At 71.7% G+C, this 18,237-nt stretch carries 17 protein-coding genes; 1 reads left to right on the top strand and 16 read right to left on the bottom strand.

Translation table 11 applies throughout. The annotated features are described in order from the left end of the window. Positions 1-29 precede the first annotated feature (29 nt). Positions 30-632 (bottom strand): TetR/AcrR family transcriptional regulator, encoded by a 603-nt coding sequence (locus CACI_RS13845; protein WP_012786985.1) that lies wholly within the window; start codon positions 630-632, stop codon positions 30-32. An 83-nt stretch (positions 633-715) separates the two neighbouring features. On the opposite strand from CACI_RS13845, the gene CACI_RS13840 reads away from it, so the two are divergent. Beyond that, complete coding sequence (locus tag CACI_RS13840) at positions 716-1,474, top strand: SDR family oxidoreductase (protein WP_012786984.1); 759 nt, start codon at positions 716-718, stop codon at positions 1,472-1,474. A gap of 42 nt (positions 1,475-1,516) precedes the next feature. On the opposite strand, the gene CACI_RS13835 is transcribed toward CACI_RS13840, so the two are convergent. The 15 genes from CACI_RS13835 to CACI_RS13765 form a co-directional block, all read right to left on the bottom strand. After that, complete coding sequence (locus CACI_RS13835; protein WP_012786983.1) at positions 1,517-2,275, bottom strand: amino acid ABC transporter ATP-binding protein; 759 nt, start codon at positions 2,273-2,275, stop codon at positions 1,517-1,519. Beyond that, positions 2,272-3,048, bottom strand: a complete 777-nt coding sequence (locus tag CACI_RS13830) for an amino acid ABC transporter permease (protein ID WP_012786982.1) — start codon at positions 3,046-3,048, stop codon at positions 2,272-2,274. The genes CACI_RS13835 and CACI_RS13830 overlap by 4 nt, the downstream gene beginning before the upstream one ends. Positions 3,049-3,174: 126 nt before the next feature. Next, positions 3,175-4,059 carry an ABC transporter substrate-binding protein gene (locus CACI_RS13825; RefSeq protein ID WP_012786981.1) on the bottom strand — a complete coding sequence of 295 codons (885 nt, stop codon included), beginning with the start codon at positions 4,057-4,059 and terminating at the stop codon, positions 3,175-3,177. A gap of 50 nt (positions 4,060-4,109) precedes the next feature. Next, positions 4,110-4,598: a beta-class carbonic anhydrase gene (locus tag CACI_RS13820; protein ID WP_012786980.1), complete on the bottom strand. Its 489-nt coding sequence runs from the start codon at positions 4,596-4,598 to the stop codon at positions 4,110-4,112. Positions 4,599-4,809: 211 nt separating this feature from the next. Then, on the bottom strand, positions 4,810-5,943 hold the full coding sequence (locus CACI_RS13815) for an LLM class flavin-dependent oxidoreductase (RefSeq protein ID WP_012786979.1): 1,134 nt from the start codon (positions 5,941-5,943) through the stop codon (positions 4,810-4,812). Continuing rightward, positions 5,940-6,680, bottom strand: a complete 741-nt coding sequence (locus CACI_RS13810) for an alpha/beta hydrolase (RefSeq protein WP_012786978.1) — start codon at positions 6,678-6,680, stop codon at positions 5,940-5,942. Before CACI_RS13810 ends, CACI_RS13815 begins: the two co-directional genes overlap by 4 nt. Further along, entirely contained in the window at positions 6,677-7,831 is a 1,155-nt protein-coding gene (locus CACI_RS13805) for an LLM class flavin-dependent oxidoreductase (protein WP_012786977.1), read from the bottom strand. The genes CACI_RS13810 and CACI_RS13805 overlap by 4 nt, the downstream gene beginning before the upstream one ends. A gap of 11 nt (positions 7,832-7,842) precedes the next feature. Further along, entirely contained in the window at positions 7,843-9,063 is a 1,221-nt protein-coding gene (locus tag CACI_RS13800) for an acyl-CoA dehydrogenase family protein (protein ID WP_012786976.1), read from the bottom strand. Further along, entirely contained in the window at positions 9,060-11,570 is a 2,511-nt protein-coding gene (locus tag CACI_RS13795) for a molybdopterin-dependent oxidoreductase (RefSeq protein WP_012786975.1), read from the bottom strand. Before CACI_RS13795 ends, CACI_RS13800 begins: the two co-directional genes overlap by 4 nt. A 6-nt stretch (positions 11,571-11,576) precedes the next feature. Continuing rightward, positions 11,577-12,701 carry an LLM class flavin-dependent oxidoreductase gene (locus CACI_RS13790; RefSeq protein WP_012786974.1) on the bottom strand — a complete coding sequence of 375 codons (1,125 nt, stop codon included), beginning with the start codon at positions 12,699-12,701 and terminating at the stop codon, positions 11,577-11,579. 33 nt (positions 12,702-12,734) lie between these two features. After that, on the bottom strand, positions 12,735-13,517 hold the full coding sequence (locus CACI_RS13785; protein WP_012786973.1) for an ABC transporter ATP-binding protein: 783 nt from the start codon (positions 13,515-13,517) through the stop codon (positions 12,735-12,737). After that, positions 13,514-14,419 carry an ABC transporter ATP-binding protein gene (locus CACI_RS13780; RefSeq protein ID WP_012786972.1) on the bottom strand — a complete coding sequence of 302 codons (906 nt, stop codon included), beginning with the start codon at positions 14,417-14,419 and terminating at the stop codon, positions 13,514-13,516. Before CACI_RS13780 ends, CACI_RS13785 begins: the two co-directional genes overlap by 4 nt. Then, positions 14,397-15,281 (bottom strand): ABC transporter permease, encoded by an 885-nt coding sequence (locus tag CACI_RS13775; protein WP_012786971.1) that lies wholly within the window; start codon positions 15,279-15,281, stop codon positions 14,397-14,399. Before CACI_RS13775 ends, CACI_RS13780 begins: the two co-directional genes overlap by 23 nt. Continuing rightward, positions 15,278-16,450 carry an ABC transporter permease gene (locus CACI_RS13770; protein WP_012786970.1) on the bottom strand — a complete coding sequence of 391 codons (1,173 nt, stop codon included), beginning with the start codon at positions 16,448-16,450 and terminating at the stop codon, positions 15,278-15,280. The genes CACI_RS13775 and CACI_RS13770 overlap by 4 nt, the downstream gene beginning before the upstream one ends. Next, positions 16,447-18,003: an ABC transporter substrate-binding protein gene (locus tag CACI_RS13765; RefSeq protein WP_012786969.1), complete on the bottom strand. Its 1,557-nt coding sequence runs from the start codon at positions 18,001-18,003 to the stop codon at positions 16,447-16,449. Before CACI_RS13765 ends, CACI_RS13770 begins: the two co-directional genes overlap by 4 nt. Positions 18,004-18,237 lie beyond the last annotated feature (234 nt).

Genomic DNA, 18,237 nt, shown 5'->3' with positions numbered 1-18,237 from the left:
GCTACACCCTTACAAGTCGGCGGCTGATGTCACTCGCCGACAGCGGGCCAAGCGGCGATCGCCATCTCGGCGATCGCCGTGAGTCCGTCGGGTCCGACTCCGTCGCGTGCCTGTTGTGACATGCCCTGCATGACCGCGCCGTAGTACTGCGCCACGGCGAGGGCGTTCGTCGTCGGCGGAAGGATGCCGGCGTCGACGTCGTTCTGGATCAGCTGGGTCAGGGCGGCGGTGTTGGCCAGCCGTTGGCTGCGTAGCAGTGCCTTGGCTTCCTCTGACGTGCAGTTGGATGCTCCGCTGATCACCAAGCAGCCGTGCGGATGTTCGTCGCTGGCGTATTCCACCGCGACTTCGCGGAGCATCCGTGCCACGCCCTCGCGGGCTGTGGGCTCCTCGGCCAGGGCGCGTTCGACGAACTCGCCGTAGGTGTGGCCGTACTGCTCGACGGCTTGGGTGAACAGTGCCTGCTTGTCGCCGAATGCGGCGTAGATGCTCGGCGCCGTGATGCCCATTCGCTCTTTGAGGTCAGCCATCGACGTCGCCTCGTATCCGTTTTCCCAGAAGGCGCGCACGGCCTGGTCCAGGGCCGCGTCGCGGTCGAATGAGCGGGGGCGTCCACGCGGGGTCGATGTCACGGGCTGATTCTATAACGCTCGTTAGTGAATGTGCTACGCTCCCTTTTGCTAACGGACGTTATAGAAATGGGGAGGACGTCGCCATGGGCACACTCACAGGTAAGACGGCACTGGTCACCGGCGCGAGCCGGGGCATCGGGCAGGGCATCGCCCTTCGGCTGGCGGCGGACGGCGCGCGCGTCGCCGTCCACTACAACGCCAATGAGGACGCTGCGAAGCAAACCGTCGCCACGATCGAGGCGGCCGGCGCCGAAGCCTTCGCCATCCAGGCCGAACTCGGCATACCCGGCGACGCCCGCACCCTGTGGGCAGCCTTCGACGCCCGCGCGGAGGGCGTCGACATCATCGTCAACAACGCGGCCGTGCCCGGACCCTACGGACACCTCGGCGCCATCGACCCCGACGAGTTCGACAAGGTCTTCGCGGTCAACGCCAAGGCGCCGTTCTTCGTCACCCAGGAGGGCCTGACCCGCCTGCGGGACGGAGGACGGGTCATCAACATCTCCACCGGCCTGACCCGCACGGCGGCGATGTCCGAACTCATCGCCTACGCGATGTCCAAAGGAGCGATCGACGTCTTCACCGTCAACCTCGCCAAGGATCTCGGCACGCGCGGCATCACCGTCAACACGATCGCGCCGGGCGTCGTCGACACCGACGTCAACGCGACCTGGCTCCGCGGCAACGACCAAGCTCTCGCAGCGACCGCAGCCCTATCGCCCCTGAACCGCGTCGCCGATCCCGCCGAGATCGCTGACATCGCCGCGTTCCTGGCCTCCGACGACAGCCGGTGGGTAACCGGGCAGTGGATCGATGCGACCGGCGGGGCGCTCATCATCTGAACGCGGCGCCGCGCCGCGGCCGGCTAGGACTACCGACCCGGATCAACGGTTCAGCAGCCGGGCCAGAAACCGTTGGGTCGCGGCTTCCCGGGGCTCGGTCAGGATCTGGTCCGGCTCGCCGCGTTCGCGGATGACGCCGTTGTCCAGGAAGCAGACCTGGTCGGCCGCGTGCCGGGCGAAGTCCATCTCGTGGGTGGCCATCAGGATGGTGAAGCCGCGGTCCTTGAGGTCTGCGACCACGTCCAGGACCTCGCCGACCAGTTCGGGGTCGAGGGCCGAGGTGATCTCGTCGAAGAGCAGGACCTCGGGTTCGGTCGCCAGGGAGCGGGCGATCGCCGCGCGTTGCTGCTGCCCTCCGGACAGCCGGTCGGGGTAGTCCCGGGCCTTGTCTGCCAGACCCAGGCGGGTCAGCAGGGCCATCGCCTCGGACTCGGCCTGGTCCCGCGAGCGGCCCAGGACCCGGCGCGGGGCGAGGGCTACGTTGTCCAGCACGCTCAGGTGCGGGAACAGGTTGTAGGCCTGGAACACCACGCCGATGCGACGGCGCGCCAGGCGCTGGTCGAGGGCCGGGTCGGTGAGCTCGGTGGCGCCGAGGTGGATGGTGCCGTCGTCCACCTCGACCAGCAGGTCGACGCAGCGCAGGAGGGTGGACTTGCCCGAGCCCGAACCGCCGATCAGGCACACCACCTGATGTGCGGCCACATCGAGGTCGATCGAGTCCAGGACGGTGCGGTCGTCGAAGCGCTTGTGGACGCCGCGCAGCCGCAGCAGTGCGTTGGCGTCGAGGGCCTCGGTGCTCATCGGGCTCCCCCTGCCTGCTGCCGTGCGGCGGCGCGCCGTGCCAGGCGGTCGGTGTAGCGTGCCAGCGGCACGGTGACCGCGATGAACAGCAGCGCCGCGCCGACGTAGGGCGTGTAGTTGAACGTCAGCGACTCGTGGATCTGAGCCTGTCGCAAGGATTCGACCACGCCGAGCGTCGAAACCAGAGCCGTGTCCTTCTGCAGCGCCGAGAAGTCGTTCAACAACGGCGGCACGACGTTGCGGATCGCCTGCGGAAGAACCACGAACCGCAACGTCTGCCGCTCCGACAAGCCCAGTGCCGTGGCCGCAGCGCGCTGCGACGGATGGACCGAGTCCAGACCGGCACGGAAGACTTCAGAGACGTAGGCGACGTACGACAGCGTCAACGCGACCACCCCGAGCACCACAGGGTCCTTGGGCGTCCCGCTGAGCTGGAGCGCCGGAATACCGAAACCGACGACCAGGATTAGCAGCAGGGTCGGGACGCCGCGGAAGACGTCGGCGTACAGGGTCGCGGTCAGGCGGAAGGGCAACAGCCCCGGGGACTTGGTGGTGCGGATCAGCGCCACGCCGAGGCCCAGGATCAGGATGATCGGCTCGGCGACCATGAAAATCTGGATGTTCAGCCAGAAGCCGCGCAGGATGTCGGGCATCGAGGAGCGGAAGACCGACCAGGACAGGAACGACTCACGGAAGCGCGGCCACCCGGGCGAGGTGACCACCAAGACGCCGACCACCGCGGCGAAGCCAGCCGTGCAGCCGATCGCGATCATGCGATCACGGCGGTTCTTGCGCTGCCGATAGGCCTGGCGTTGCAGGTGGCGCGTGCTGGGCTGACGGACGCCGGGCTCCGGAGAGCCCGGCGGCGCCGGGGATGCGGTCGTGGACACGGAGCGAGGCTAACCGAGCTTCGGCGCGTTCGCGGACGTGGACAGCCACTGCGTGGTGAGCGCGGCCAGTTCGCCACCGGACTTGAGCTGATCGATGGCGCCGTCGACGCAGCCGACCAGCGGATTGCCCTTAGCGAACAGCGCACCGAACTGCTCGACACCGGAGTCGGTGTAGTCGAACTGCCCGACGACCTTGCCGTTGTCGATCGAGGAGGCGGTGAGGTAGAACACGGTCGGCAGGTCGGTGACCAGCGCGTCGATCTGGCCGTTCTTGAGCGCGTTGACCTCGTCGTCGGTGGTGGTGAACACGGCAGGCTGCTGCGAGGGCGCGATCTTGCCCTGCACGGCCTGCATGCTCGTGGTGCCGACCTGAACCCCGATCTTGGCCGGCTTCAAGCCCGCCAGGGAGGTGGCGCCGGCGTATTTCGAGGTCTTCAACGTGATGACGCCTTGCGTGACCGTGTAGTACCCGGAGGAGAAGTCCACGGCCTTCTTGCGCTCGTCGGTGATCGAGATCTGGTTCAGGTCGAAGTCGAAGTTCTTCGGGCCCGGCGCGTAGCTGTTGTCGAAGGGCTCGGTGACCCACTTCACCTGGCTCTGCGTGAAGCCGAGCTTCGCGGCGACCGCGTAGGCCACAGCGCTCTCGAAACCCTTGCCGTCGGACGGGGTGTTGTTGTCGAACCAGGGCGCGTAGGCCGGGGTGTCGGTGGCGATGGTGAGCGTGCCCTTGGCGACCAGGTGCAAGGTCGCGGGCGAGCAGTCGGGGGCACCAGACCCGGTACTCGTCCCGGTCGCGGCAGGCTTCGAACTCGCCGGTGAACACGCGGCGGCAGCCAGGGCCAGGGCGGCTCCGGCACCGAGGGCGAGCGCGGTACGGAGTGTGGGGCGGAACATGGCAGCTCCATGCGGGATGTCTGGAACGGAGACGGAAGGCCGCCGACTGTCTACTTCACTTCGTTCAGCCGTCCGGTGGCGACGTCGAAGATGAAGCCGCGTACGGCATCGGTGTGCGGGATGAACGCGCTGGCCTGGATGCGCCTGACGGACTGGCGCACGTCGTCGTCCAGGTCGCTGAACGCTTCGGCGGACCAGGCGGGTTTGATGCCGATCTCATCTTGGATCTGCTGCTTGAAGACATCGTCGGTGAACGTCAGCATGCCGCAGTCGGTGTGGTGGATCAGGATGATCTCGCGCGTGCCCAGCAGTCGCTGACTGATCGCCAGGGACCGGATCGCGTCCTCGGTGATCACGCCTCCGGCGTTGCGGATGACGTGCGCCTCACCGTCCTTCAAGCCCAGGGTCGCGTAGACGTTGAGCCGGGCGTCCATGCAGGCGACAACGGCCACCTGGCCGGAAGGCGGCAGCGGCAGCGGACCGGTGAAGGCGGCGGCGTAGGCCTCATTGTTCAGCAGATATTGCTCGGTGACGGACATGGGTGCTTCCTTAAGGGAGAGAGGGACAGCCGATGAATGAGCCGCGCGGCGCGCGGCCGGCTACACATCTCGTCAAAGCACCACATGCGCCGACTCGGCCAGAACTCGTCGAGCAGTTCGCGTTCCATACCTGCCCTCGGAACCTCTTCGGCGTGGTGGTCTCACGATAAGGGTGATGGCTTGCTGGTTCAGCCTGGCGGACAGGTGGCGTCTACAGCTTCCGCAAGAGCGGCAGCAACTCCTCGCCGACGGTGTACGCCTCCTCCAGATGCGGCTGGCCGGAGAGGATGAAGTGCTCCACACCGAGCGCCCGGTACTCCGCGATCCGCTCGGCGACCTGCTGGTGGCTGCCGACCAGTGCGGTACCGGCGTGGCGGCGGACCAGCGCGAAGCCCGCCCACAGATTCGGGGCGACCTCCAGCCGGTCGGCTCCGCCGTCGGTCAGGGCGGTCATCCGGCGCTGGCCCACCGAGGTCGAGGCGGCGAAGCGGCGGCGGGCCACGGCGATCGCCTCCGGGTCCAGGGCGGCCAACATGCGGTCGGCCTGCGCCCACGCCTCGGCTGCGGTGTCGCGGGTGATGACGTGCAGCCGGATGCCGAACTCCGGCGCCGGGCGGTCCAGTGCGGCGGCGCGTTCGCGGACGCCGTCGAGCTGCGCCGCCACCGCCTTCGGCGGTTCGCCCCACGCCAGGTGGACGTCGGCGTGGCGGGCCGAGACATCCGCCGCCGCAGGCGAGGCGCCGCCGAGGTAGACCGTCGGCGGCGGGCCGTCGAGCCGGCGGCCGACGGTCGCGCCGGTGACGTCGTAGTGCTCGCCGCGGAAATCGAACGGCTCGGCTCCCCAGGCTCCTCGCAGTACCCTGAGAAACTCCTCGGTGCGCTCATAGCGCCGGTCGTGCTCGAGCCGGTCGCCGAAGCGGCGCTGCTCCTGTTCGTCGCTACCGGTGACGATGTTCAGCGCCAGCCGGCCGCCGGACTGGCGGTGGAAGGTCGCCGCCATCTGCGCGGCGAGCGTGGGGGCGATCGAGTCCGGCCGCAGGGCGACGATGAATGTCAGGGTACTGGTCTGCGCGGTCAGGGCCGCCGTGGTGATCCAGGCGTCCTCGCACCAGGTCCCGGTCGGGGTCAGGACCGACTCGAAGCCCAGGCGCTCGGCGGCCCGGGCCACGTCGGCCAGGTAGCCCGGATCCGGCGGGCGGCCGACGGCGCGCGGGTCGTCGGTCGCGGTGCGGGAGTGGGCCCAGCCGACGATGTCCCGGCCGTCGCCGGCGGTGGGGAGGTACCAGTGGACCCTCGGGCCGCGGTCCCCGTCGCCAGGACGGGGACCGCGGCTGTCGGTCGTCACCGCGACGCCGCCGGTGCGGCCGCGGGCCGGACCGCCAGCAGCGGCCGGGCCGGGCCGTCGGCGCGCAGCCGCTCCAGCCACTGCACGACGTGTGCGGCGACGGTGCGGTGGATCGCGTCGTTGAGCACGTCGTGCGAGGCGGTCCGGGCCAGCACGAGTTCGGCGCCGGGCAGCCGGTCGGCCAGGGCGGAGGCCGCCGACGCCGGGGCGAGCCGGTCGTCCGCGCCGTGCAGGACGAGCGCGGGCGTCGTCAGGACGTCCAGCGCCGGATCGCCGAGCACGGCCGACAACTCGGCGGACACCGGCTCGGACAGCGCTCCCCTGACGAAGTCCGCGTCACCGTCGAGGCGGGCCCGGTGCGTCGGGCAGGCGGTGCGGGCTTCGAGCTCCTGCTGCCAGTCCGCCGGTGCCTCGGGCAGGTCCGGACCCGGCAGGCCCACCAGGATCAGGCCGCCGAGCGCCCCGGTGCCGGAGACGGCCAGGGCCAGCGCGTGCAGGGCGCCGGTGTCCGAACCGGCGAGCACCACCGGTCCTACGGCGTCGGCGGCGAGTTTGGCCACCGTCTCGGCGAGCGTCGCGCCCGCGTCACCGGCATCGACCGCGTGCACCGCGTAGGCGTCGTAGGCCAGGCGACGTCCGAAACGCTCGTACACGCCGCCGTGCTCGCCACGGCCGGGCAGGATCACGACCGTGCCGCGGACGGCGGCCGGGCCTTCGGGAAGCCAGCTGTGTGTCACCGGGCGGCCCCGCTCAGAACGGGCTCGGCCGCGGCGGAGCCGGCCGTGCCAGAGCCCTGATTCTCACGCCGGGCGACCTCCGCGCGCACCAGCGGGATGAGGTGGCGGCCGTAGTCGATCGCGTCGTCCAGCGGGTCGTAGCCCCGGATGAGCAGGGTCGTGACACCGATGTCCACGTAGTCCAGGAGCGCCTGGGCCACCGTCTCCGGCGTCCCGACGAGCGCCGTGGAGTTGCCGCCGGCGCCGGAGGCCTTGGCCGTGGCGGTCCAGAGCGCGCGGTCGTGGCGGTCGCCCTTCTCGGCGGCGGCGAGCAGACGCTGCGAGCCGACGTTCTCCGGCGCTTGGCCCGGGGTGCGCCACGGCGCCTTCTTCGCCGACCAGAACGCGCCGCCGCCTCCGCCCTTGATCTGCTCCAGGATGCGTTCGGCCCGCTCCCACGCCAGGTCCTCGGTCGCGCCGAGGATCGGTCGGAAGGACACGGAGATGCCCGGCGTGTCGATCCGCCCGGCGGCGGCCGCCGCGGCGCGCACCGAGGCGATCTGCTCGGCGGTCTCGGCCAGCGGCTCGCCCCACAGCGCGAAGGTGTCCGCGTGCTTGCCGCCGACCCGGTACGCCGCCTCGGAGGAGCCGCCGAAGTACAGCGGGATCCGGGTGACCGGCTTGACCTCGGCGTGGTGGCCCTCGAACCGGTAGTACTCGCCTTCGTGGTCGAAGGGCTCCTGCTCGGTCCAGGTCCGGCGCAGGATGCCGAGATACTCTTCGGTGCGCGCGTAGCGCTCGTCCTTGGTCAGGTAGTCGCCGTCCCGGCGCTGTTCGGTGTCGTGGCCGCCGGTGATGGTGTGCACCGCGACGCGGCCGCCGGTGAACTGGTCGAGGGTGGCGAACTGCCGGGCGGCCAGGGTCGGCGCGACGAAGCCGGGCCGGTGCGCGATGAGCAGGCTCAGCCGCTCGGTGTGTGCCGCCGCGTAGGCGGCGACCTGGCTGCCCTCAGGGAAGCCGGAGCCGTAGCCGATGAGGATGCGGTCGAAGCCGGCGTCCTCGTGGGCGCGCGCGAAGCGGCGGGTGTAGTCGGGGTCGATGATCGGGCCGGGGGCGCGGAACGTCTCCGAGCCCGGCTTGGTGCCGATCATGCCGATGAACTCGACGGGCATGGGATCTCTCCTTATTCAGCGGGGCGGTTCTTGGCGGGGTCGTCGGTGGGGCGGGCCAGGGCGGCGGCGCCGAGCGAGGCGGTGATGGTGTCGTCCTGCGGGGTGTGCACCCGGGAGCACAGGACGTCGCGAAGGTGCCGCTCCAGCGGGTTGCGGCGGGTCAGGGCGTTGTTGCCGATCAGCGCGACGGCCCGCTCGACCGCGCCGATCGCGGCGCGGGTGCCGATCAGCTTGGCGGCGCCGCTGGTCTCGGCGGCCCGCCGGTCCCCGGCGTCGACCCGCTCGGCCAGCGCCTCGACCAGGGTGAGCGCGCCGGCCAGCGCGGCCTCGATCTCGCCGACCTCGGCCTGGAAACGGGGCAGCGTGGCCAGCGGACGGCCCAGCGCCGAGGGCGTGCGCTCGTGCAGGAAGCCGATGAGCCAGTCGCGGGCGGCTTCGGCGACGCCGAGGTAGAGCGCGGTGAGCCCGAGGTTGTTCCAGGCGATCAGCGCCGGGTCGCGCCGGGGATCGGCGACGGGGTCGGCCAGGCCGGCGGTCGCCTCGCGCGGGATCCGGACCCGGTCCAGGATCACGTCGTGGCTGCCGCTGGCGCGCAGGCCCAGATGGTCCCAGGTGGGTTCGACGCTCAAGCCCGCGGTGTCGGCCGGGACTAGGAACGAGCCGACTCGGGGCGGTTCCTCGTCGGTCCGCGCCCACACCGCCAGCCAGCGAAGGCCGGGCGCGCCGGTGGAGAAGATCTTGCGTCCGGTGAGCACCCAGTCCCCGCCGTCGGCGCGCGCCGTCGTGGCCGGCAGCCCGCCGCGGGCCGGGGTGCCCAGATCCGGCTCGACGCGCAGCGCGTTGACGAGCGCCGGGGCGCCGGAGGATTCGGCCAGCAGCCGGCGGTAGTACTCCTGCGGCCAGGTCGGGTTCGAGTCCTGAAGGGCATGGGTGAACAGGGTCATCGCCGAGACCAGCGCCACCGAGGGATCGCCGGCGCCCAGGGCGCGCAAGATGCGGACGGTCCCGGCCAGCCGCACCCCGGCGCCGCCGTGGCGTTCGCCGACCGTCGCGGTCAGCAGTCCGGCACGGTGGACCCGCTCGACGCCGTCGAACGGGAAGGACGCTTGGCGATCGTGCTCCTCGGCATGTGCGGCCAGGAACGCCGTCACCTCGGGGAGCTGGTCGAACGCCGGCGGGATCAGCTCGACGGCTGGAGGGATCGGCGCGGGGTCCGTGGTCGTGGTGGTCACAGATCTTCCTTTCGCAGCAGGACCGGCGGTTCGGTGACGGTGACCGGCGGCGGTTCGCCGTCGAAGCGCTCGACGTCGACCAGCGCGTGCTGGCCGGTGCAGCCCTGCGACAGCCGTGAGGACGGGATGTCCGCGGTGAGGACGTTGGGGTTGCCGTGCGCGCACCACGGCTCGTCGTCGAACCCTGATACCGGGTCGAACCAGGCGCCGGTGGGCAGCTGCACGACCCCGGGGCGCAGCCCGTCGGCGAGCACCGCCCCGGCCAGACAGGCGCCCCGGCTGTTGAAGATCCGGACCAGGTCGCCGTCGGCGATGCCGCGGGCGGCGGCGTCGGCCGGATGGATCCGGACCGGCTCGCGACCGTGGATCTTCGAGCCCTGACTCAGTGCGCCGACGTCGAGCTGGCTGTGCAGCCGGGTGGCGGGCTGGTTGGCGATCAGGACCAGCGGCGTGCCGGCGGTGGGGTGTTCATCGGGTTCCAGCCACGCCGGATGCCCCGGACAGTCCGGATATCCGAAGCCGCGCACCGTTTCCGAGACGATCTCGATGCGTCCGCTGGGGGTGCGCAGCCGGTGCGCGTCGGGGTCGGCGCGGAAATCCTCGAACAGGGTGAAGTGGCTTGGTCCGGCCGGCAGGAGGTAGTCCCCGGCATGCCAGAACTCTTCGAAAGGCGGGACGGCATGGCCTTCGGCGCTCAGGTCGGCACGCCAGCCTTCGTAGAGATGGACCAGCCATTCGCGCGCGGTGCGGCCTTCGGTGAACTCTTCGCCGAATCCGAGCCGCGCGGCGAGATCGGACAAGATCGCATAGTCATCGCGTGCTTCGCCGACCGGGGCGACGGCCTGGTGCATCGCGATCAGGTGGGTGTCGCGGCGTCCGCCGCCGAGGTCCTCGCGCTCCAGGGGTGTCGTGGCGGGGAAGACGATGTCCGCGTGCCGCGCGGTGGCGGTCCAGAAGGGCTCGTGGACGATGACGGTGTCGGGTCGGGCGAAGGCTCGGCGCAGCCGCCCGAGGTCTTGATGGTGGTGGAACGGATTGCCGCCTGCCCAATACACGAGGCGGATGTCGGGGTAGGTCCGGCGCGCGCCGTTGTAGTCGTAGTCGGCGCCGGGGTTCAGGAGCATGTCGGCGATCCGTGCGACCGGGATGTACTCGGCCACGGGGTTGCGGCCCTGGGGCAGGTACGGGAGCCGCCGCTGCGGGCCGTGGTCGCCGACGTCGCCCATGCTGCCGTAGCCGTGGCCGAAGCCGCCGCCGGGCAGGCCGATCTGGCCCAGGAGCGCGGCCAGGGCGATCGCGGCCCACACCGGCTGCTCGCCGTGCTGGATCCGCTGCAGGGACCAGGTGACGGTGATCAGGGTGCGCGAGGCGGCCATCCGGCGTGCCAGAGCTCTGATGTCCGCGGCGTCGATACCGCAGAGCGCGGCGGCCCAGGCGGCGTCCTTCGGCGTCCCGTCGCCGCCGCGCACGTAGTGTTCGAACTCTGCGAAGCCGACGGTGTACCGGTCCAGGAACGCGCGGTCGTGCAGGTCCTCGACGATGAGGGTGTGCGCCAGAGCCAGCATCAGGGCGACGTCGGTGGCCGGGGCGATCGGATACCAGGTGGCGTCCAGACCGTCCGGCAGGTCGGCGCGCAGCGGGCTGATGAGGGCGATGTGGGCGGACAGCGCCTCCAGCGCCCCGGGTGTGACGTGCCGGGTGACGCCGCCGGGAGTGACGAACACGTTCTTGGCCGGGATGCCGCCGAAGGCGAGGACCAGCTCGGTGTTCTCGGTGATGGTCGGCCAGGACGATCCGGCACGCAGCACCGCTTCGGCGTCGCCGACGATGTGCGGGAGCACGACCAGCGAGGTCCCCAGGCTGTAGGAGTTGCGCGAGGCGGTGAACCCGCCGGCCAGGTTCAGGAACCGGTGCACCTGGCTTTGCGCGTGGTGGAAGCGGCCGGCGCTCGCCCACCCGTACGAGCCGCCGAACACCGCCCGCGGACCGGGCCCGGTGCGCACCCGGTCCACCTCGGCGGCGGCCAGATCCAGCGCCTCGTCCCAGCCGACTTCGACGAACGCCTCCCGGCCGCGCCGCGAATCCGGGCCGGGTCCGCGCTCCAGCCAGCCGCGTCGGACCGCGGGCCGGCGAACCCTGGTGCGGTGGCGCAGCGCTCCCGGGACGTTCGCGAGCAACGGGGAAGGCGCCGGGTCCGCGGGATGTGGGAGCACCGCGATCCCGCCATCGGCCTCGGCGTCGGGGCGCACGCTGAACGCGCCCCAGTGCGAGGTGGTCGGCGAGGTCGTCGGCGAGAGCGTCGGTGCGGGCGCGATCGGCGCGGCGGCGGTCGAGGCGGCGGGCGCGATCGGCGCGGCGACGATCGGTCCGGCAGGCGCGATCGGTCCGGCGGCGACCGGTGCGGCAGGCGCAATCGGTCCGGCGGCGACCGGTGCGGCGGGCGCAATCGGTCCGGCAGGCGCGATCGGCGCGGCGACGACCGGCGCGGCGCTGTGCGGCGGCGGCATCAGGGGTCAGGCGCCCGCGCCGACGCCGGCCAGCGGCGCGTTCTCGTGCTGCGCGCGCACCAGCCCGATGAGCGTGCCGTAGTCCCGGGCGTCAGCCAGCGGCGAGAAACCGCGGATCAGCAGAGTGCTGACACCGAGGGCCACGTACTCCAGGAGCGCCTCGGCGACCTGCTCGTAGCTGCCGACCAAAGCGGTGGAGTTGCCGGCGGCGCCGGTCTCCTTGGCCACCGCGGTCCACAGCCGCTTGTCGTGAACGTCCCCGGCGGCGGCGTACTCCAGCAGCCGCTGCGAGCCGCGCGCGGCGGCGAAGTCCTTCTTGTCCCCGCCCCAGCCCCACGCCTTGCGCGCCTGGCCGGCCCGTTCCTTGGTCAGGCGCAGCACCTCGGCGGCCCGGTCCCAGGCCTCGGCCTCGGTGGCGGCCGGGATCGGGCGCAGGCTGACGCTGAAGCGCGGGTCGCGGCTGAACGGCGCGGCGGCGGCGCGTACCTCGCCGATCCGCTCGGCGATCCCGGCCAGCGGCTCGCCCCAGAACGCGTAGACGTCGGCGTGCTTGCCCCCGACCCGGATCGCGTCCTCGGAGGCGCCGCCGAAGTAGACCGGGATCGCGCCGGGCTCGGGCCGGATCGCGGACCAGCCGCCGCGCACGGTGTAGAACTCGCCCTCGAAATCGAAGGGATCCGCGCTCTCCCACTCCTTGCGCACGACGGCCAGGAACTCATCGGTGCGGCGGTAGCGGGTGGCCTTGTCGGCCAGGTCGCCGTCCCGGGCCTGCTCCCGGTCGTCGCCGCCGGTGATGGTGTGCAGAGCGACCCGGCCGGGGTGGAAGGCGTCCAGGGTGGCGTACTTGCGCGCGGCGTAGGTCGGCGAGACGAAGCCGGGGCGGTGTGCCAGCAGGACCCCGATGCGGGAGGTGCGGGACAGGACCTGGTCGGCGATGACGAAGCCGTCGGGCGAGGCCGAGGAATGCGCGATCAGGACCCGGTCGAAGCCGGACTCCTCGTGGGCGAGGGCGAGTTCCTGCAAGTAGCCGGGTTGGATCACCGGACCGTCGGCGAGCGCGGTTTCGCTCTCGCTGCCGGGGCGGGTGCCGGTGATACCGATGAACTCTATGTGCTTGCTCGGGTTTGACACGGTTCTCTGTCCTTCTCGCTTGTGCCGGGGAGGTCAGGCGGCGGCCGGGCGGAGGCGGCGCAGCCGGGGCGTCGCGGCGACCAGCCGCGCGGTGTACGGGTGTGAGGGTTCTTCCAGGACGCGCCGGACCGGGCCGTGCTCGACGATCCGGCCGCGGTAGAGCACCGCGATCCGGTCGGCCAGGCCCGCCAGCGAGGGCAGGTCGTGCGAGATCACCAGCTGCGAGGTGCCGGAGTGCTCCCGCAGCCCGGCCAGCAGAGCCAGGACGTCGTTGCGCGACGTGGCGTCCAGAGCGCTGACCGGTTCGTCGGCGATCAGCAGGGCGGGCTTGCCGACCAGGGCCCGGGCCAGCAGGACGCGCTGGCGCTGTCCGCCGGACAGTTGCGCGGGACGGCGTACGGCCAGCCCCGGGTCCAGGCCCACGGCGCGCAAGGCGTCCGCGACTCGCTCGGCACGCTCGGCGACGGGAACCGTCCCGGCCACCGCCAGCTGCTCCCCGACCAGGGCACTGACGTCCCAATCCGGGTCCAGCGCCCGCAGCGGATCCTGGAAGACCAGTTGGAGCCGCCCGGTGCGGCGGAAGTCGCGCAGCGCCCGCCCCCGCAGCCCGGCCAGGTCGGTGCCCGCCAAGCCGATCGTGCCGGCCCGGACCGGAACCAGCCCGGCGACAGCGCGCGCCAGCGTGGTCTTGCCCGAACCGGTCTCGCCGACCACGCCGACGATCTCGCCGACGCCGACGCTGAGCGCCACGTCGGTCAGCACGTTCCGGCGCCGGTCGTAGGCGACGGTGAGGCCCTGGACGTCGAGGAGGGTCATCGCACTCCCCCGGCGGCCGGCTCGCGGTGCCACACGGCGGCGGCATCGATCAGGGCCCTGGTACGGGGGTGGGCCGGAGCGCCCACCACGGAGGCCGCCGAGCCCTGCTCCACGATCTGCCCGGCGTCGCAGACCAGGACCCGGTCGCAGAGTTCGGCGACGACGGCCAGATCGTGGGTGACCAGCAGCAGCGCCAGGCCGCGCTCGGCGACCAGCCGGCGCAGCAGTCCCAGCACACCGGCCTGGACCAGGGCGTCCAGCGAGCTCGTGGGCTCGTCGGCGACCAGCAGCTCCGGATCGCCGGACACGGCGATCGCGATCAGGACCCGCTGCGCCATGCCGCCGGACAGTTCGTGCGGATAGGCGTGGTAGACGGTCTCGGGGTCGCGCAGACCGACCGAGGTCAGCAGGTCCAGAGCCCGCGTGCGCGTGGCCCGCCGGTCCAGACCGGCCTTGAGCCGCAGTGCCTCGGTGACCTGCCGGCCCACGGTGACCGAGGGGTTGAGGTAGGAGGCCGGGTCCTGGAAGACGGTACCGACGCGAGCGCCGCGCACCGCGTCCCAGCCGCGCCTGTCCAGCGCGGTGAGGTCGGACTCGCCCAGGCGGACCTCGCCGGCGGTGCGGACGCAGCCGGGTGCGAGCAGGCCCAGGACCGCCCGGCAGGTCAGGGTCTTGCCGCTGCCGGAGGCACCGACCAGGCCGACGATCTCGCCGCGGCCGACGGTGAAGGAGACGCCGCGGACCAGTTCGGTGCCGCCGGCTTCGACCCTCAGATCGGCGACGGACAGGACGGTCGGCCGACCGTCCGTCGAGGCGGTTTGCTGCTCGCGGGCACCCAGGGGATGGGTGGCCGGCGGACGGCTGTCCACCGGCGCGGTGTCAGACAGCTGCGAGGCTGACATCGGCGTGCTCCTTTTCCGGTACGGCCGCTGGGGGACGCGGGAGGTCGACGGCCGCCGAGCCGTCCCGGACCGCGTCGGCCAGGGCGTTCAGCGCTGCGGCGGCGGCCATGATGAGCAGACCCGGGACCAGCGGCGCCCACGGCTGCACCGACAGGTAGGTCAGATCGCTGCTGAGGATCTCGCCCCAGGTCGGCAGCGGCGGCTCGACGCCCAGGCCCAGGAAGGCCAGCGAGGAGACCGTCAACAGCGCGGCGGCCAAGGCCTGCGCGGTGGTCACGGCGATCGTCGGGCTGATCTTGCCCCAGATGTGCCGCCGCAGGATCCACCAGCGCGAGGCGCCGGCGAGCTCGGCCGCCTCGACGTACTGCGAGCCCGCCTGGCTCAGCGCCGCCGCCCGGGTGATCCGGAAGAACCGGGGCGCCAGGAGCATGCCGATCGCGGCCATGGCCACGGTCAGGCCGTTGCCCAGCACGCCGGTGACCGCGACCGCGAACACCACGTACGGCAGCGTCAGCAAGGCGTCGACGATCCGCGCCGAGACCCACTCGAAGGCCGGTCCGAGCCACACCGAGGCCAGACCGGGCAGGACCCCGGCGGCCAGCCCGATGGCCACCGCCTCCAGCGCCCCGACCACCGAGGCGCCGGTCCCGGCCATCAGCCGGGACAGCACGTCGCGGCCGAGGTAGTCGGTGCCCAGCCAGTGCCCGGCGCCCGGACCGCGCAGCGCCGCGGCCGGGTTCTGCGCCAGCGGGTCGTGCGGAGCCAGCGCCCGGCCGAAGACCGCCAGGACCGCGATCAGGGCGATGACCGCGACCGCGATCCGCGCCGAACGGAACTGCCACGTCTTTCGCAGGATCCTCATGAGGTCGCCCCCGCTGTTCCCGCTGTTCCCGCTGCGCCCGGGCCGCCCGGACGGCCCGAACGACCCGCGACGGCCGCCGGGCCCGTGATCGGCAGACTCGCGCGCCGCCACACCGTCCGGCGCCGGGCCCGCGGGTTGAGCCGGACCAGTGCGGCGTTGACGGCGAGGTTGCTGATCAGCACCACGGTGATCGTGACCAACAGCGTGCCCTGCACCACAGGGATGTCGTGCGTGGAGCCGGCTTGCAGCGCGAGTTGCGCGACCCCCGGCAGCACGAAGATCTTCTCGGCGATCACCGCGCCGCCGATCAGGTTCGGCACCTCCAACCCCAGCACCGTCAGCGCCGGACCGGCCGCGTTGCGCAGGACGTGCCGGTACAGCACCCGGCGCGACGACAGACCCCGCGCGGCGGCGCCGACCGCGTAGTTCTCCCCCAGCGCGCCGACCAGCGAGGTCCGCAACTGCCGGGCGACCGCCGCCGCGCTCTCCACACTCAGCGCGAGCGCCGGCAGGATCGCGAAACGCAGCCACTGGGCCGGGTTCTGACCCAAGGGGACGTAGCCGCCGGACGGCAGCACCTTGAGGAACACCGAGAAGACCACAATGAGCGCGATGCCCACCAGGAACGGCGGCACGGTGGCCAGCCCGGAGGCGGCGACCGTGACCGTACGGTCCCACCAGCCGCCGGCCCGGCGGGCCGCGCTGATCCCGGCCGCCGCCCCCACCGCGGCGGCCAGGAGCAGTGCCAGCACCGCGATCGAGAGGTCCACCGGAAGGGCCTGGCCGATGCTCGTCGACACCGGGATCGAGGTGAAGTACGAGCGGCCCAGGTTCCCGGTCAGGGCGTGCCCGAGCCAGCTCGCGTACTGGACGAGGAACGGCCGGTCCAGGCCGAACTGGTGGTTGACGCGGGCGATGTCGGCCGGAGTCGCGGTGTCGCCGAGCGCGGTCGCGGCCGGGTTCGCCCCGCCTAGCGCTCCCAGACCAAAGGTGACGAACGAGGCGACAAGGAACACCGTCACCGGGATCGCCGCGAATTTCAGGACCCTGAAGATGATCCCCGTGACGCGGCCCGGCGCGTCGAGATCTGCGAGGTTCTCGAGATCTGCGAGGTCTTCGAGGTCGTCGAGGTCTGCGACGTCTTCCACATCCTCGGCGCCGGCCGTCACTTGGCCGTCACCCCTTCGAAGCGCTGCACCACGGTGTCGGCCGGAAGGTCGGAGACCGAGGAGGAGTGCGCCAGGATGCGCGGCACGGTGTAGAGGAACACGTTCGGCTCCTGCTGCACCGCCAGCGCGGTCGCCGCCTGAACCACCGCCGGGTAGTCCGGGCTGTCCAGCGGCGTGGTGCTGATCTTGTCGACCGCCGCCTGGAGATCGGGGCTGACACCGCGTCCGGGGTTGAGCAGCCCCGCCTTGCCGAACAACACCTGGAACGCCTGGGCCGTGGAGTCACGGCCGGCAAAGGCGTCGACGGTCAGAGCGCGGGAGTGCTGGACGTAGACGATCTGCGTGAACTGCGCAGCCGGGATCACCTCGATCTTGACGGTGAAGCCCACCGCTTGCAGCTGAGCCTGAAGCTGCTCGGGAACCCCCGCTGCCGTGCTGGTGGTGATGGTGACGGCCGGATGGGCGCCGTACTTGGACGCTGCCAGAAGTGTCTTTGCTTTATCCGGGTTGTACGCGTAGGGCTCGCCGACCGCATCGCTGTATCCCACGTAACCCTTCGGGAACGGCTGATAGGAGACGTCGCCGACGCCGAAGTTCGCGGTCTGCAACAGCGCCTTGCGGTCCACCGCGTACTTCAGCGCCTGGTCGACGTTCGGATCGTCGAACGGCGCGATCGTGTTGTTGACGTCCAGGACCGACACCACCAGCGACGGGATCACCTGCACCTTGAGCCCGGCGGACTTGGCCGCGGCCACCAGGTTCCCGGGGATCTGCGCGACGCTGTACTGCCCGGAGGTCAGACCGGCCACGGCGGTGGAGGGGTCGGGGAGCGGGTAGAGCTCGAAGTTCGCTATGTGGATCTGCGAGGCGTTCCAGAATTTGGGGTTGCGGACCAGCGAGGCTTTGGAGTTCTGGACGTAGGAAGAGAGCGTGAAAGGCCCTGCTCCCACCGGTTTGAGCGCCAGTCCCGCCCGGTTGCCGGTGAACGCGGCCGGGCTGACGAGCATGCCGGTCTTGCCGGCGAACAGGGTCGGGATCTGGAAGTTCGGCTGGGCCAGGTCGACCACCACCGTGTCCGGACTCGGCGCGCTCACCTGCTTGACGCTCGTCAGCTGCGAGGCGATCAGCGAGTCCTTCTCGTCGCGGCCACGCTCGATGTTCGCCTTCACGGCGGTGGCGTCCAGCGGCGTCCCGTCGCTGAACGTCAGGTTCGGCCGCAGCGTGAAGGTGATCTCGGTTCCGGCGGTGTTGTATTTCCAGGAACTCGCCAGCGCCGGGACGGCGTTGCCCGCGGCGTCCTCCTGAGTGAGGCCGGCGTAGACCAGCGAAAGGGCGTGGACGTCCCAGCCCGCGGAGGAGGTCACCGGGTCCCACGAGGTCGGCAGGGCCCAGCCCCACTTCAGCGTGCCGGAGGCCGTGGCCGCGCCGCCGCCGGACTGCTCGGCCGTGCTGCCGGCGGTGGCGGTGCCGCCGCAGGCGGCCAGGGACAGGACGACCGCGGCGGCGGCCAGGCGGCGGCCCGGTTTCACGAGCGAGGACGGGAAGGCAGGCATGGCGGAATCGCCTCTCGGAAAGGTCGGAAACGAAGAAGTCGGTGGGTGCGGCGACACGTGCTGTGCGCCCGCCGCTGCGGCGGGCTGGTCACAGCACTGTGCGAAAGTTCGGGGGGAAAGCGGGTCGGGCGACGCCGTGGAGTCGCCGCAACGCCTGGCTTGAGGCGGGATCGCGCCGGCACGCGGCGATCCGGTTCAGCACAGACAGGTTCGGCTCAGGGGAGAACGGCCGGG

This window comes from Catenulispora acidiphila DSM 44928 (assembly GCF_000024025.1).
GTDB lineage: Bacteria > Actinomycetota > Actinomycetes > Streptomycetales > Catenulisporaceae > Catenulispora > Catenulispora acidiphila.
Note: the sequence above shows the minus strand (reverse complement) of the source record. Positions and strands in the feature narration are given on the sequence as shown.

Coding starts and splice junctions, on each gene's coding strand:
- CACI_RS13805 (WP_012786977.1), bottom strand. CDS start 7,831: ATGCCCGTCGAGTTCATCGGCATGATCGGCACCAAGCCGGGCTCGGAG.
- CACI_RS13775 (WP_012786971.1), bottom strand. CDS start 15,281: ATGAGGATCCTGCGAAAGACGTGGCAGTTCCGTTCGGCGCGGATCGCG.
- CACI_RS13780 (WP_012786972.1), bottom strand. CDS start 14,419: ATGTCAGCCTCGCAGCTGTCTGACACCGCGCCGGTGGACAGCCGTCCG.
- CACI_RS13830 (WP_012786982.1), bottom strand. CDS start 3,048: ATGATCGCGATCGGCTGCACGGCTGGCTTCGCCGCGGTGGTCGGCGTC.
- CACI_RS13840 (WP_012786984.1), top strand. CDS start 716: ATGGGCACACTCACAGGTAAGACGGCACTGGTCACCGGCGCGAGCCGG.
- CACI_RS13765 (WP_012786969.1), bottom strand. CDS start 18,003: ATGCCTGCCTTCCCGTCCTCGCTCGTGAAACCGGGCCGCCGCCTGGCC.
- CACI_RS13795 (WP_012786975.1), bottom strand. CDS start 11,570: ATGCCGCCGCCGCACAGCGCCGCGCCGGTCGTCGCCGCGCCGATCGCG.
- CACI_RS13820 (WP_012786980.1), bottom strand. CDS start 4,598: ATGTCCGTCACCGAGCAATATCTGCTGAACAATGAGGCCTACGCCGCC.
- CACI_RS13825 (WP_012786981.1), bottom strand. CDS start 4,059: ATGTTCCGCCCCACACTCCGTACCGCGCTCGCCCTCGGTGCCGGAGCC.
- CACI_RS13835 (WP_012786983.1), bottom strand. CDS start 2,275: ATGAGCACCGAGGCCCTCGACGCCAACGCACTGCTGCGGCTGCGCGGC.
- CACI_RS13785 (WP_012786973.1), bottom strand. CDS start 13,517: ATGACCCTCCTCGACGTCCAGGGCCTCACCGTCGCCTACGACCGGCGC.